Here is a 14,532-nt window from a genome sequence, read left to right as displayed (position 1 = left end):
CTCACAATTATGCCTAAATCTCTATTGAAAATCCTAATAACTTCTTCATGTAAGATTTGTAGAATTCTCTTACATCTTCTTTTTCTGTTGTAAATTTTGAAGGAATTTCAATTATAACAGGGGTTATCTTCTTACTTTCACTGATATATTTCAGAATATCATCTACGTAATCCCTCAAGTTTTCCGGTATCATAATTATTCCGATCGAGGTATCGTTCACGAATTCCCTTAACGCTTCTCGCACTTTTTCCCGAATGTCGCTTTCACCTTCTATTACCCGATACTTTTCAACGCCGGCGAGCTGCATAAGTATGACCTGATCTTCATTTCCTATAACGGCGATATCTAAATTTTGCAGTGATATCATGATGCTATTACCAGATAATCCTTAATTTCTGATGGTGGTATGCCATCTTCCAGGGTCTTAAGAATTAGTCTTACATTGCGTATTTCCCATTCTTTCAAAATCAGGTACCATAACATGTTGGATGAGGATAGCACTCTCGGCGAAAGCAAATCCTTTAATAATTGAAATTTAAGCTTATCTATTAGTTTATTTATAATTGTAATATTCCCGTCTTTTTCAAAGCCTTTGGAAATTTCCTGGGCTAATTGATAATATTCTGTATGTTCCAGTCTACCTGTTATTTCGCTCATTTTGAGTGAGAGAAACTCTCTGACAGTATTAGCCGAGAGCACGTATCCTCCCTCGAGAACAAATTCAGTAACCATAGATTCTTTTTCTCCGAGGACGGATCGAAAAACAATCTGAAGGTTTTCCAGATCAATGATGATGCCCACGGCTTTGGTAACCAAGTGCCCGTCATCTATCCTCCTCAGCGCGCTCAACAGGCCTTCATAATACATCCTGTCCAGTCTGATCTCGGCCTCAGATATAACATCTTTCTCTTTAATATCCTTTATAAGGGAGGCATAATCACCCAGGTTGCACATTACAATAATTTCAGCGATTTCATCCACGCTCTTAATGCTTAATAATTTCTCAAGATATCCCTGATTATAGATTACTCCTAACAGTGCCATGGGAGCCGGCTTTTCCATTAAAACCGTTCTTACGGCAATCTTAATGTTCAGGATGTCGTACTTTTTGATGTATGCATCTGCCAGATGAACGATTTCAGAAGGAGGTTTGAACCGTTCAAGACGCTTCAGACATTCACCAAGGTATTTCCACAGATATTCATCGGCTTCATCAAAAGTTTTGATAGGTTGCCCCCGGAGATAATCACCAATATCGGTATTTTCGATCACTTCCAGGACATCCTGCATGGTCGATTTTTGCATCATCCAATCGACGTGGTCAGCAGAAACACATCTGGATTCTTCACCTTTGAGGTAAGCTGATGTAAATGCATAACGGGTGCTGATTAGGTTCAAATTTCATCAACTCCAAAGAGTTTTTTACCGATTTTGGGCAAAATTTTTGGCATCAACATTTCCAGCCTGGTATCGAATGTATTATTGATACTAACCATACCGTCGATAGCCTCCATCAGAATCCCACCCATACAATCGATTTCATTAACTTCAGTTATTTTTTCTTTTAATCTGCTATTCTCCTCAATAACTTCCCGAACAATGTTAAGGTCTTTAGGAGAAACAAAAAGCCTGACTTTATCTTCTGTTTCTAAGGCATCGATTGCTTCTTGAATAAGACGGACAAACAGTTCCTTATCATTTATATCCTGTGACAGTTCGTCCTTTGCCCTTTTTATGATTTCATTGATAATAGCATCCTTTTCCTTCAATTTCACCTGACGATATTTCAGAGAAGCCTGCGCCAGGATCTTTGATGCCTCGCGATAGGCTTCTGATATGGCCTTCTTCTTTTCTTCCGCAAATCTTAGTTCCTTTTGTTCTTCAGCTTTTTCGATTGCTTCTTTCGCCTTAATCTTGGCGTCGCTTATAATTTTGTCGGCATCTTCTTTTGCCTTGTCAAGAATAGCTTTCCTTATTTTGCCAGTTTCCATAGTATCCACCCGTGCATCTTATTACATTAGCTTTAGTATGTTCAGCGCCATGATGGTGAACACCAACCCCAGAACACCAATAAGTTCTACAAACACGGCCAACATCATCGATGCAGTTAATATTTGTCCTTTTGTCTTCGGCAGGAGGGCTATTCCCGCAGCGCAGACAGATCCCTGGAATATCCCTGAGAAAGCTTCAGCAAATGCTCCTATAACGCCGATGGCAAGCACCGCAATTCCGGCACCACCGAATGCGGGCAGGTTCGGAACAACCACAGTGAGAATAATAATGAGAATAATCAGTCCATAAAAGCTTTGTGTCATCGGTAGAGATGCCAGTACTATGACATTTCTCAACTGACCGGGCTCTTCAGATAAAGTAGCAACCCCGGCAGATGCGGCTGTGGCAATTCCTATTGCCGATCCTGTCAGACCTCCTGCTAATGCAATTGCACCTCCAAGTGTAGCTAAGGCTTGTATTTCAGTCATTTTTTCACCTCACTTTAAGATTTTGTACCTACCAATACTTCCCTCCGGAGTCTCAGATGAAACGGGGCATATTTTCCCCCTCCCCCTTCATAGAATTTCAGTAAGAATTCCACGAAGCATAGTCTCAGTGAATGTATGAAAGCAGCCAGGCTGCTAAGAAGCAAATTAAAAACATGGAAAATAATAAGCATTATAAAAGCAACAACGAACGCTATGATAAATCCAACGATGCCGGGTATCAAATTCGACAGTGAGGAAGAAACCCAATCTGAAAGAAGATTAAAAGATGAGGCAAGATAAAATGTAGCAAGCCCCACTCCTGCCAGTCTTGAGTATGACATGATATCTCCCATAATACCAGTTAGTTCAAAAATCCAGAAAATTCCGCCCAGGCCGCCCATCTGCATGAAGCTGGCTATGACAATTAAGGTCAGACCTAAGAACAGGGGATAAATAAGGACAGAATATGCTCCGGCACTCAGCGGGATAAGTTTTACATGCAGCAGGGCATTAAAGATATAGGGAATACCGAAAATTTGTAAAATAAAAAGCCCGATCTTGCTCAGTATTAACCCCTTATTCTTTTCCTTTACTCCTTTGATAAGAGAGAGTATGTGAGCCGAATTTACATGAACAAGCCCTATTATGAGTGAAAGGACAATAAATGAAATGGGATCCGAAAGGTATTTGTGCACATGCGACACCAGGGCGATGTTTTGTAGCTCTACGTTGAAAAACATTTTGAGGAAATCACCAAGATAGGTACCGGAAAGTAATCCAAATATGAGACTTGAGCTGCCGCTAATGTATAAAACGTTTCGAAACAGATAAAATTCCTCGGAGGTTGGATCATCAGCAAGTTTGTAAAGTAAAAATCTGGCCAGTAAAATGAGGCCGACGGCATATACGACATCATTGAGCATCAGTCCAAAGAAGAAGGCAAAGAAATAAGCCACGATGGGCGTAGGATCCCAATCGTCATATTTGGGTAGACTGAAAAGGCTTACAATAATCTGGAATGGTCGAATTCCTGGGGGATTTTGGAGCTTTGTTGGAGGCGTGTCCGCAGGATCGGGTTTCTTCGTATCAACAAATGCAAAATCTGATGTTTCTTTTAAACCGGTAGTTACTGTGTCAGCATTGATTTGTGGTATCCAGCCTTCGATAAAGGTAACGTACCGTGCCTCCCATGCCTGTTCGAGGATAGACAACCTCTCGTTTTCCGCAGCGAGTATTTCCCTGAATAAGACAATCTGGTCTAAATTCTCCTTAATCATTTTCTGGAGTTCTTTTTCAAATTCATCACGATCCTTTTTCCGGCTGCGAATCGCTTCATCAATTTCTTTTATGAACTCCCTCAGGGATAATTCCATGTCCGGTATCTTCAGAGTTGCTGCACCGATGTTTTTAATGAGCGTTTCTATTGTCTTTCGATGTTCAGTTCCGGCTACAAAATAAACTGCCACCTCACCTTCGACTGGAACGGCAACATGCTGGAACAAATACTGACCGGCTCGCTCACTAAATGCCTTATAAGCATCCTCAGAAAAGGCCAGGACGTTAGTAAATAAATATGTCCCGGAATATTGCAAATCCTTCAAAGGCACATTTGTGTGGCGTGCCAGTGGACCCAGATATTTATCAAGCTCTTCAAAATTTGCAATTTCCTCTTTTAAATGGGCGGTTTTTCGGGTGAGTTTAGAAAACCTACCATGAATTTTGTCTGTCTGGTCTGTAATTTCATCGAGAGAATGAAGTTTGATATCTTCAGGTAAAAGTATTGCTATTTCTTCTGTCAGGCAGTTTAAGATATCGTGAATAGAGGAGAGCGCCGTTTCCACCCGATTCTTATCCCTTTCGATAGCTGCTTTATCGACCGGTTCCTTTGATTCTTCTATGTGAAGGAGTCCGATTTCCTGTAAGTGTCTGAGAGCACTTTCAGAAGAATCTTTAAGTGTTATTACTCTCACCTTCACCATTTCTTCGGGAGTGTTTATAAAGATTGGCATCATTTTAAAAAGCTTAAATAGTTGGTTCTTCTCCAATTTAGTTGGAGAAGAGGGTCCAAGGATTCCAGGGGTCAAGGATTCAAGGGTTTGTTTTTTAGAGACTTTATCGGCACCTTTAACATTCTTTAGCTTTCTGCTATATCTTTTTTTAATTTACCCAATACACCTTTTTCAATTAAATCCAAATCCCCTGCTAATAATATCTATGTTTCAAATTCGCAAACAGAACCATAAGATATGTAAAGCATCCTGATGTAATCCAGGGTTGTCTTTCTTCCTTTCACTCGAATCCTCGACCCCTTGAACCCTCTGGTATTAATTATAGATAACACACTTATTTTGCCTTAATTAACTTCAACTAATCGGGAGATGATCCAAATAGTTTTAAAAAAAGGTTTAATTAAGAATTAAATACTATTATAACTCTCATCGAGTAGGCATTACACTGAATTTATAAATATCGGAGAAGAAGTAGAAAATATGTCTGATCAGAAGTAATATCGTTCTGCTTATAAATGTGACAACTTCTTTAAATTATACATAAAACAAACAGAAAGGCAACCCTTTTTTCTATAATCTCCAGATATTGAATCTCCTATAATCTTGCTGAAAAGAATCCTTGAAATGTCAGGAACAATACCCACAAGTGAATTACCTGTAACATCTCATTATTCCACTGGAAAGATTGAGAAAACGATTGACAAAATTCATACATAATAATAGCTTGTGAGATTATACGAAGTGGCTGTTGCCAACTTCGTAAACCTGACGACGGAGGATAATATGTTGGAAAGAACCTTGATTACAGGAGGAGCAGGTTTCTTAGGGAGCCATCTTTGCGATTATTTTATTTCAAAGGGACATTATGTGATTTGTATGGATAACCTCCTGACGGGAAATATAGACAACATAGCTCACCTCTTTGGAAATGATAGATTTACCTTTATAAAACATGATGTAACCAATTTTATCTATGTGGAGGGAAAGGTTGATAATATCCTCCATTTTGCATCTCCTGCAAGCCCGATAGACTATCTTAAGCTTCCCATTCAGACCCTTAAAGTAGGATCTCTCGGCACTCACAAGACATTGGGCTTAGCCAAGGAAAAAAGAGCCAGATTTCTACTTGCTTCTACCTCGGAGTGCTACGGAGATCCATTGGAGCATCCACAGTCGGAGGATTACTGGGGGAATGTCAATCCTATTGGCCCGCGCGGGGTATACGATGAGGCAAAAAGGTTTGCAGAAGCACTGACAATGGCTTATCACAGGTACCATGGCATTGACACAAGAATTGTAAGAATATTTAATACTTATGGTTCAAGGATGAGGGCGGATGATGGACGAGCACTTCCCACGTTCATGGTGCAGGCGCTAAAGGGGGAAGACCTGACCGTCTTCGGTGACGGCAGTCAGACCCGCAGTTTCTGCTACGTTGACGATTTGGTTGAGGGAATTTACAGACTTCTTTATTCTGATTATGTTAGTCCGGTCAATATCGGCAATCCCCGTGAAATAACAATACTGGAATTTGCAAGGAAGCTGATCGATACATGCAAATCAAAAAGTAAGATTATCTTCAGCGATCTTCCAGTAGATGATCCGAAAGTAAGAAGGCCTGACATTGCCAGGGCGAAGAGCTTACTCGGATGGGAACCGAAAATACAGCTTGAGGAAGGTTTGAAACTGGTTTTAGAATATTTCAAAGGGAAAAAGGTATGATACTAATTACAGGCGGAGCGGGCTATATTGGCTCCCATGTGGTCAAACTTCTCGGAGAAAAAAGTTATGATACAATAATATACGACAACCTTTCCAGGGGTCATAGTGATATGGTTTTATCCGGCGAATTTATCAGGGGAGACCTGTCGGACAAGGATATGTTAATAAAGACCTTTAAAAATTATGATATAGAAGCGGTAATCCATTTTGCAGCGTATAGTCTTGTTGGTGAATCCGAGATTGATCCACACAGTTATTATAGAAATAATGTTGCCAACGGCATAAATCTTCTTGGGGCGATGTTGGATGCCGGGGTCAAAAAAATCGTATTCTCTTCCAGTGCGGCGGTGTACGGAGAACCGATAAGAGTGCCGATTGCAGAAGAGCATCCGACTGTTCCGACGAACGTGTACGGAAACACAAAGCTTATTTTTGAAAATATTTTAAAAAAGTATCATTCAACCTATGGTCTTAACTTTGTTTCACTGCGATACTTCAATGCTGCGGGAGCTGATCCCGAAGGCATAATCGGTGAAGACCACTCACCCGAGACTCATTTGATACCTCTTATCCTTGATGCAGTCCTGGGAAGAAAAAATAATATAACGATTTTCGGGACTGATTATGATACACCAGATGGGACATGTATCAGGGACTATATACATGTAAATGACCTGGCAGAAGCTCATATCCTCGCCCTGAGGCAATTAAAAGACAGTTCAACAGAAGCCATCTATAATCTCGGAAACGGAGAGGGTTTTTCGGTGAAAGAAGTTATAGGAGCGGTTAACAGGGTTACCGGAACGAAAGTTTCTGTTGTAGAAGGTGATAGAAGAGAGGGAGATCCCGCCCGGTTGGTGGCAAGTTCCGAAAAAATAATAAAGGAATTGGGGTGGAAACCGGCGTTTGCTGATCTGAATGTAATTATTGAAACAGCATGGAAGTGGCATAGTAAGAGGTTCGAGAATAAATGGTAAAGAAACTTGTGAGTAAAAAAAGATTGCTTGAAATAATTGATAAATTTTCCAGATCAAAGGTTCTTGTGGTTGGAGATTTAATGGTTGACCAGTTTATCTGGGGAAGGGTTTCCCGTATATCTCCTGAGGCACCGGTTCCCGTCGTTGAGGTTACCTCGGAAAATTTTCTCCTTGGTGGCTCGGCCAATGTTATGAATAATATATTTTCCGTAGGAGGGAAGGTCAACGTAACAGGTATTATAGGCTCCGATGATATGGGGGATTTATTGATACGCAATTTCGAAGAGATGAATATTGATACGACTGGTGTCATAGTGGAACAGAGTCGTCCCACCACTGTAAAAACAAGAATTATAGCACAGAGCCAGCAGGTGGTAAGATTTGACAGGGAAAACAAGGATTCTGTAAGTTTGAGTAGCATTGAAAAGATGTTAGAATATATTGAAAGTATAAGGGATGACCTGGGTGCGGTTGTTATTTCAGATTACAGCAAAGGGATCATCTCGGAAAGACTGCTACAAGGAATCCGAGAGGTGACAGCCGGAAGGGATATTATCGTTTGTATTGACCCGAAACAGAATGATTTTTCCCTCTACCAGGGGTTTGATGTAATAACGCCCAATCATCATGAGGCCGGTCGTGCTCTCGGCATGGAGATTACCTGCGAGGATGATCTTATTAAAAACGGAGAATCTCTTCTCGAAAGGTTTGGTTTCAAAGCCGTTCTTATTACAAAGGGTGAGGAGGGGATGAGCCTTTTTGAAGATGGAGGAGGCATTACTCATATTCCAACTGTTGCCAGGGAGGTCTTTGATGTGACCGGTGCGGGGGATACGGTAATAGGTGTCTTTGCTCTCTGTATGGCTGCCGGGGCAACATTTAAAGAGGCCGCAGTGCTTGCAAATCACGCTGCCGGGATTGTGGTGGGTAAGGTGGGAACTGCTACTGTTTCACAGGAAGAACTCAGAAAAATGTTATGAGCAAGCTTAAGAGTCCGGAGCCGGCAAAGCTGATATCGAGTATGTTTTCTACAGACAGAGAGCTGCTGGGGGAGATACTGGGAGAGCTGTCGGAAAAATATGGAAGAACTGACTTTATAAGTGAGTTTATACTTTTTGACTATACCGACTATTATACGAAGGAGATGGGGCAATCCCTGGTCAGGAGATTCGTTTCGTTTGAAAATCTGGTAAGACCTGAATCCCTGCCGGGAATCAAGATTTTTACCAACAGTCTTGAAGAGAAATATTCGAGCAACGATAAAAGGAGAACAAATATAGATCCGGGCTATATATCCAAGCATAATTTGATACTCGCAACAGGGAAGAATTATGCTCACCGCCCCTATCTGGGGAATGGCATATATGCCGATTTGACGTTGATTTACAGGAATAAAACCTTTCAGCCGCTCGAATGGACTTACCCCGATTACGCTGAAAAAAACATCATGGAAATGTTCAACAGGATAAGGGAAAAATATCTTGCTCAATTGAAACTGGAAAGATGAACTAACAGGAGAAAAAATTTAAATGATAAGAAGTATGACTGGCTACGGCAGGGCGGAATCCGCTCTGGAAGGTAAAAAACTGGTTGTTGAGATAAGGTCTCTCAACCATCGTAATATGGAGATATTGTTTCGTCTTCCGGGTATACTTTTCCCATTGGAGGTGGAGATAAAAAAGAAGATAAGTGAAAAATTGTTCAGGGGACGGGTCGAGGTGAATGTTCAGCTCAATTCCAGTGGTTTGAACCTGGAATATGAAGGAAAGTTTGAGCTGAATCTTCCTCTCATTCGTAATTACCATTCTTTGTTAATTGATTTAAAAGAAGAGCTCGGACTTAAAGGAGAAATATCTTTGGATATGATTACCGGGCTTAAGGGTGGCATTGTTCCTTCAGAAATCGAAATGGATATGGAGGCCGTCTGGGAAGAACTTGAGAAAACTCTTAATCATTCTATTGAAGCACTTATTGAAATGAGAGGGAAGGAAGGGGAAGCCATTTACAGAGATTTTCTGTCACGGCTTGACACTGTCAAGAAAAGTATCAGTTCTGTAAAATTAAGGACACCCATGGTTCTGCTCGAGTATAAAAAGAGACTTTCAGACAGGGTGAAGGAATTAACAGATGGTATGGAAATTGACGAGACAAGGTTGTGTCAAGAAGTTGCAATAATGGCTGAAAAGAGTGACATTACTGAGGAAGTTGTGCGTTTTGAAAGTCATATCGGTCAATTCTATGAAATGCTGGAGAGTAGTGGTGCTGTGGGAAGAAAAATAGATTTTCTGCTCCAAGAGATGAACAGAGAAGTAAATACCATAGGGTCCAAGAGCCCTGATGCAGAAATATCTTATAATGTAATAGAAATCAAAAACGAAATTTCCAGATTAAGAGAACAGACAATGAATATTGAATGAAATAACCGCTATCGGCTAAAACCGACAGCTTGAGGCACAGAGGCACATAGTTACAAAGGCACAAAGAAATATTGCTGGGTGGCATGGACAAACTTGTTTGTCCGTGTAATGGGACAATAAAAGTAAGCGGTCAGTGTTCTGTAGAATAGAGATTGGGAAGTATGATTCTGAGAGGCGAATCAAGATTTTTTCGGTAACGATTCAAATCGCAGCAAAACGACCGCAAATCCAACTGTTTGAGCTCGAAGAGCGAGTTTTGGATTTGTAGTGGAGCGAGATTTAGAATTGTCGAAAAAATGTTTTGAGCAGCGAAGAATTATACTTTCAAGACACTCTAACATAAAGGAACGGCCGGGAATGAATAAGCTTAAAAGGAAATTGTTAAAAAAAGATTATGTAAGATTAGTTGAGATATTTAATGAGTTGGGTATAGAAAAAAGAAGATTGGGAAATAAAGGTGAAGATACCTCAAAAATCGAAAACGACCTTGAAGATGCATACAGTAAACTCATTAAAATAAAGAGGAAACTTGATCCGTCAGCGAGAATAAGGCAAAACTATTTTAAAATAAGTAACCAATTAAAAGCAGTATACTTTTAACTGTTAGATATCTTCAGTGCAAACTTTTCGGATTTATTATGGAACTTTTGACGAAAACATCAGGATTGTTTATTGTAGTTTCTGCTCCTTCCGGTGCAGGTAAGACTTCAATCTGCAAAGAAGTTTTGAAAATGTTGCCGAATATGCGGTTTTCAGTATCTTACACCACCAGACCTCCTCGCCCTAAGGAAGAGGATGGCAAAGATTATTACTTTATTTCCGATTTTGAGTTCAAGAAGCGGATAGCAGAAGGGGAATTTGCTGAGTGGGCCGAAAACTACGGGTACATGTACGGGACATCCGGAAAAACAATGAAAGATTTTTTAGAAAAGGGATATGATCTCATATTGGACGTCGATCCACGAGGTGCAAGGGAATTGAAGGAAAATTACCCCGGGGGTATCTTTGTGTTTGTTCTTCCCCCTTCAATTGATGTCTTGAAGGAAAGGTTGGAAAAGAGAGGGTCTGAAAAAGATGATATAATGAGTACCCGTTTGAAAAAAGCAATGGATGAAATAAAAGAAATTGTCTGGTATGATTATATTGTTATTAATGACAGCCTAAAATCCGCCATTGATAATTTAAGGTCAATATATGTGGCGGAAAAGAGCAGAAGGGAACGATTGACAGAAGTAATAAAAGATTTCTTATAACTACTCAGGTATGAGTAGTTATAAGGCATAAAGCGCCAAAGGCACAGAGGCACAAAGAGATATTGTTGGGTGGTATGGACAAACTTGTTTGTCCGTGTTGACGTAGCACAGAGCTTTGGCCTGCTGTTCAACAAATTTCTCTGTTCCCCTCTTTACTAAAGAGGGTTGAAGGGGACTTCGGATAACTAAAATATTACGAAACTTTAAACCCTTAGCTCAAAACCCGAAACTTATTTATTGGAGGTAGTAAATATGGCAAGAATTACCGTTGAAGATGCATTGCAAAAAACAAAAAATAGATTTGCCCTCGTGCTGCTGGCAGCCAAAAGGGCAAAACAGTTGCTTAAAGGTTCTAAGCCTCTTTGTGACATTAGGGGCAACAGGGAAATAGTGGGTGCCCTCAGGGAGATTGCTGCCGGAAAGGTCATGTTGGCGCATCCTGAATTTATTGACAGGAAGAAAGTAGAAGTGAAACCGCCCGAAAATGAAAAACAGATTGAACAATAATGCGAGGGAAAGGTTAATATTCGCTCTTGATATTGGAGAGGACATTAACAGGGCATTGGAATGGGTTGAACTCCTTAAAGATCATGTGGGAGTATTTAAGGTCGGCAAAGAGTCCTACACCCGTTTCGGTCCGGAACTTGTTTTAAAGATACAGGAGATGGGAGGAAAGGTTTTTCTCGACCTGAAGTTTCATGACATTCCGAACACCGTTGCCAGAGCTGCCGAGGCAGCGGTGAAACTGGGTGTTTCCATGTTTAACCTGCATGCACTCGGTGGAAAAAAGATGATGGAGGAAACGGTCATTGCAGTTGAGAAAATGGTGGAGAAGTCCGGTGCTTCCATGCCATGTATCCTTGCTGTAACCGTTTTAACCAGTCTGAACGATGACGATCTTGAGATGTTAGGGTTCAGCGAGACGGCAGAAGAGATTGTTCCAAACCTGGCAAGAATTGCCCGTGATGCCGGTGTTTCCGGGGTTGTAGCGTCTGCCCGTGATGTAGTTTCTATAAGAAAGATATGCGGAGAAGATTTCATAATAGTGACGCCCGGTATCAGGGGAAGTATGAAGGTAGCGGGGGACGATCAGAAGAGAATATTAACTCCCGGAGAAGCCATAAGAAGGGGGGCCGATTTTATTGTCGTTGGGAGACCGATACTAATGTCAGACGATCCTGTAAGTGCGGCTGACGAAATCTGTAAAGAGATTTCCGAGGGGCTTGAACAAGTCAGGGGTCAGAGGTCAGGGGTCAGGAGTCAGAACAAGTGATGTGCCCTGTCTTCTATCGGGTGGCATGGACAAACTTGTTTGTCCGTGTGGTGTAATGCGGGGCGCTGTCCTTGTACGAGCAATGGCTCAGATTAACAGAAAGAGATGTCATGCAGGTTATCTATGGTGTTAAGCCCGTTATGGAGGCCCTCCGAAGTGATAGCGGTAAGATAAAAAAGATAGTGGTAGCCAGCGGCAGAAGTGAAAAAAATGTTCGGGATATTTTAAAACTGGCGGAACAGAATCAGATAGAAATAGAGTTTCAAGAGAAGAAATATTTAGAAAGACTTGCCTTGGGAAGTTTTCACCAGGGCATCGTCTGTTTATCTGAAGAATATTCTTACGCCAGCGTAGATAAGATTATTAACAATTGTTGTGAGTCATTAAAAGGAAGTTTAATTCTTATTCTTGACGGCATTACCGATCCACAGAACTTTGGTTCACTGATAAGAACGGCTCATTGTTGTGGGGTTAATGGCATCGTTATTCCAGAAAATCGTGCAGCATCAGTTACTCCGACCGTCATGAAGGTGTCCGCAGGGGCTGCTCATCATATTCCGATTACCAAGGTTGTAAATATATCGAATACTATTGATTGGCTGAAGGAAAAAGGATTCTGGATATATGGTGCCGATGCAAAACTTGGCCGGGACGTTCATTCTTTTGATTATGATGGTTATATTGCCCTTGTTATGGGAAGCGAAGAGAAAGGAATCAGACCACTTGTCAGGAGAAAATGTGATTTTTTTGTCTCCGTACCGATTTCAGGGAAAGTTGATTCCCTTAATGTATCAGTTGCAGCAGGGATTATACTCTACGAAATGAGTCGTAAGAGGTTTATAAGAAAGAAGTGACTAAAATGCCTAAAGTGAACTAAAGTGCCTAAAGTTAAGGATTTTAATCAGTTCAACTTTAGCTCACTTTAGGCACTTCAAACTTTAGACACTTAAATTTGAGGATTGAGTATGCCGATATATTTATGGGAAGCGCATACAAGAAAAGGGGAGTTGAAAAAAGGCGAATCAGAAGTTGCTGATGAGTCTGCTATCAGGACACAGCTTCGCCGACAGGGTCTTAGGCCCGGCCGTATAAAGAAAAAGCCTAAGGATTTGCTTGAAAGTATTCCTTTTCTTCGGCCTAAAGTTAAAGAAAAGGATGTTGTGGTATTCTCTCGCCAATTCTCTACGATGATCGATGCCGGTCTTCCTCTTATTCAGTGTTTAGAAATACTCGGCTCCCAGGAGCCGAACAAGACCTTCGCTAAAATTATCATGTCGGTAAAGGCAGATATAGAGGGTGGGTCGACACTTACCGATGCACTGAAAGAACACCCCAAGATATTTGATGAGCTCTTTGTAAATCTGACTGCCGCAGGGGAAGCCGGTGGAATCCTCGATGTTGTCCTTGCTCGCCTTTCAGCCTATATGGAAAAGGCAATGAAGTTGAAAAGTAAGGTTAAGGGGGCGATGACCTACCCCGCCAGCGTCCTTGTGATTTCGATCGGAGTTGTCACGTTACTTCTTCTTAAAGTGATTCCTGTCTTTCAGGAGATGTTTACAAGTATGGGAGGTGCTTTGCCTGGGCCTACCCAATTCCTTATTAACATGAGTGGATTTGTGCAGCATTATATCCTGCATATGATAGGTGTAGTGGTCGTCGCAGTATTTGCCTTCAGGAGATATTACCGTACTGAACAGGGAAGGCTTGTCGTCGATCATATGGTACTGAAGGCACCAGTTTTCGGTCCATTATTGAAAAAGGTGGCTGTGGCAAAATTTAGCAGGACACTTGCTACCATGATAAGTAGTGGTGTCCCGATCCTCGAAGGACTCGATATTGTGAGTAAAACGTCCGGAAACAAGGTAGTAGAAAATGCATTAATAGAAACGAGAAAAAGTATAAGTGAAGGCAAGACAATAGCCGAACCATTGAGGGATACTAACGTATTTCCTTCCATGGTGGTTCAGATGATAGCGGTGGGTGAAGCTACCGGAGCTCTTGACACAATGCTTCTAAAAATTGCAGATTTCTATGATGATGAGGTAGATGCTGCGGTTGACGCAATGACCTCGCTGCTTGAACCGTTTATGATGGTTTTCTTGGGTGGAGTTGTTGGGGGAATGATAATTGCCATGTATCTTCCAATTTTCCAGATGGCTTCGGTAGTTGGCTAAATAAAGAATGGTCGGGATGGCGAGATTCGAACTCGCGACTCCTGCGTCCCGAACGCAGTGCCCTACCAGGCTGGGCCACATCCCGACTCAGATTGGACGATATATAATCTCTTGACAAAAGTCCACAATTTTTTGCCGTGTCTGAACTCAACAGCGAGTACATTCCCCGCGACTTATTGCGGGGAGGTTCAATTGTTGTTTTTGATTTAAAGTAGTGGTAGAATAAA

The 14,532-nt window shown here is 41.3% G+C and carries 16 protein-coding genes and 1 tRNA gene; 11 read left to right on the top strand and 6 right to left on the bottom strand.

The window, feature by feature from the left end; all coding sequences use genetic code 11:
• Positions 1-13: 13 nt before the first annotated feature.
• Genes Q7J27_13375 through Q7J27_13355 form a run of 5 tightly spaced genes read right to left on the bottom strand, consistent with a single transcriptional unit; the run spans position 14 to position 4,492 of the window.
• Complete coding sequence (locus Q7J27_13375; protein ID MDO9530131.1) at positions 14-367, bottom strand: V-type ATP synthase subunit F; 354 nt, start codon at positions 365-367, stop codon at positions 14-16.
• Positions 364-1,398 carry a V-type ATPase subunit gene (locus Q7J27_13370; protein MDO9530130.1) on the bottom strand — a complete coding sequence of 345 codons (1,035 nt, stop codon included), beginning with the start codon at positions 1,396-1,398 and terminating at the stop codon, positions 364-366. The genes Q7J27_13375 and Q7J27_13370 overlap by 4 nt, the downstream gene beginning before the upstream one ends.
• Positions 1,395-1,991 carry a V-type ATP synthase subunit E family protein gene (locus Q7J27_13365; GenBank protein MDO9530129.1) on the bottom strand — a complete coding sequence of 199 codons (597 nt, stop codon included), beginning with the start codon at positions 1,989-1,991 and terminating at the stop codon, positions 1,395-1,397. The genes Q7J27_13370 and Q7J27_13365 overlap by 4 nt, the downstream gene beginning before the upstream one ends.
• A 21-nt stretch (positions 1,992-2,012) precedes the next feature.
• Positions 2,013-2,480: a hypothetical protein gene (locus Q7J27_13360; GenBank protein MDO9530128.1), complete on the bottom strand. Its 468-nt coding sequence runs from the start codon at positions 2,478-2,480 to the stop codon at positions 2,013-2,015.
• Between the two features lie 14 nt (positions 2,481-2,494).
• Positions 2,495-4,492, bottom strand: coding sequence for a V-type ATPase 116kDa subunit family protein (locus tag Q7J27_13355; GenBank protein MDO9530127.1), 1,998 nt, complete (start codon positions 4,490-4,492; stop codon positions 2,495-2,497).
• Between the two features lie 723 nt (positions 4,493-5,215).
• Here Q7J27_13355 and Q7J27_13350 point away from each other — a divergent pair.
• From Q7J27_13350 to Q7J27_13300, 11 genes are all read left to right on the top strand, one after another.
• Positions 5,216-6,211: an SDR family oxidoreductase gene (locus Q7J27_13350; GenBank protein MDO9530126.1), complete on the top strand. Its 996-nt coding sequence runs from the start codon at positions 5,216-5,218 to the stop codon at positions 6,209-6,211.
• Positions 6,208-7,188 (top strand): UDP-glucose 4-epimerase GalE, encoded by a 981-nt coding sequence (galE, locus tag Q7J27_13345; protein MDO9530125.1) that lies wholly within the window; start codon positions 6,208-6,210, stop codon positions 7,186-7,188. The genes Q7J27_13350 and galE overlap by 4 nt, the downstream gene beginning before the upstream one ends.
• Positions 7,182-8,168 (top strand): D-glycero-beta-D-manno-heptose-7-phosphate kinase, encoded by a 987-nt coding sequence (gene rfaE1, locus Q7J27_13340; GenBank protein ID MDO9530124.1) that lies wholly within the window; start codon positions 7,182-7,184, stop codon positions 8,166-8,168. Before galE ends, rfaE1 begins: the two co-directional genes overlap by 7 nt.
• The gene (locus Q7J27_13335; protein MDO9530123.1) at positions 8,165-8,695 is read left to right on the top strand and encodes a DUF4416 family protein; all 531 of its coding nucleotides are present in this window, start codon (positions 8,165-8,167) and stop codon (positions 8,693-8,695) included. Before rfaE1 ends, Q7J27_13335 begins: the two co-directional genes overlap by 4 nt.
• A 22-nt stretch (positions 8,696-8,717) precedes the next feature.
• On the top strand, positions 8,718-9,605 hold the full coding sequence (locus tag Q7J27_13330) for a YicC/YloC family endoribonuclease (protein MDO9530122.1): 888 nt from the start codon (positions 8,718-8,720) through the stop codon (positions 9,603-9,605).
• Between the two features lie 357 nt (positions 9,606-9,962).
• Positions 9,963-10,205: a hypothetical protein gene (locus Q7J27_13325; GenBank protein ID MDO9530121.1), complete on the top strand. Its 243-nt coding sequence runs from the start codon at positions 9,963-9,965 to the stop codon at positions 10,203-10,205.
• A gap of 38 nt (positions 10,206-10,243) precedes the next feature.
• Positions 10,244-10,858 carry a guanylate kinase gene (gene gmk / locus Q7J27_13320; protein ID MDO9530120.1) on the top strand — a complete coding sequence of 205 codons (615 nt, stop codon included), beginning with the start codon at positions 10,244-10,246 and terminating at the stop codon, positions 10,856-10,858.
• A gap of 252 nt (positions 10,859-11,110) precedes the next feature.
• Positions 11,111-11,365 (top strand): DNA-directed RNA polymerase subunit omega, encoded by a 255-nt coding sequence (gene rpoZ / locus Q7J27_13315; GenBank protein MDO9530119.1) that lies wholly within the window; start codon positions 11,111-11,113, stop codon positions 11,363-11,365.
• Positions 11,343-12,131, top strand: a complete 789-nt coding sequence (gene pyrF, locus Q7J27_13310; protein MDO9530118.1) for an orotidine-5'-phosphate decarboxylase — start codon at positions 11,343-11,345, stop codon at positions 12,129-12,131. Before rpoZ ends, pyrF begins: the two co-directional genes overlap by 23 nt.
• Before the next feature lie 110 nt (positions 12,132-12,241).
• A complete protein-coding gene (gene rlmB / locus Q7J27_13305; protein MDO9530117.1) occupies positions 12,242-12,985 on the top strand; it encodes a 23S rRNA (guanosine(2251)-2'-O)-methyltransferase RlmB in 744 nt (247 codons plus the stop codon).
• Positions 12,986-13,096: 111 nt separating this feature from the next.
• Positions 13,097-14,305 (top strand): type II secretion system F family protein, encoded by a 1,209-nt coding sequence (locus Q7J27_13300; GenBank protein MDO9530116.1) that lies wholly within the window; start codon positions 13,097-13,099, stop codon positions 14,303-14,305.
• Positions 14,306-14,313: 8 nt separating this feature from the next.
• On the opposite strand, the gene Q7J27_13295 is transcribed toward Q7J27_13300, so the two are convergent.
• Positions 14,314-14,390: transfer RNA gene (locus tag Q7J27_13295), tRNA-Pro, on the bottom strand.
• Positions 14,391-14,532 lie beyond the last annotated feature (142 nt).

This window comes from Syntrophales bacterium, from assembly GCA_030655775.1.
Classification (GTDB): domain Bacteria; phylum Desulfobacterota; class Syntrophia; order Syntrophales; family JADFWA01; genus JAUSPI01.
The sequence above is the reverse complement of the archived record's forward strand: the minus strand, read 5'-3'. Positions and strand labels throughout refer to the sequence as shown.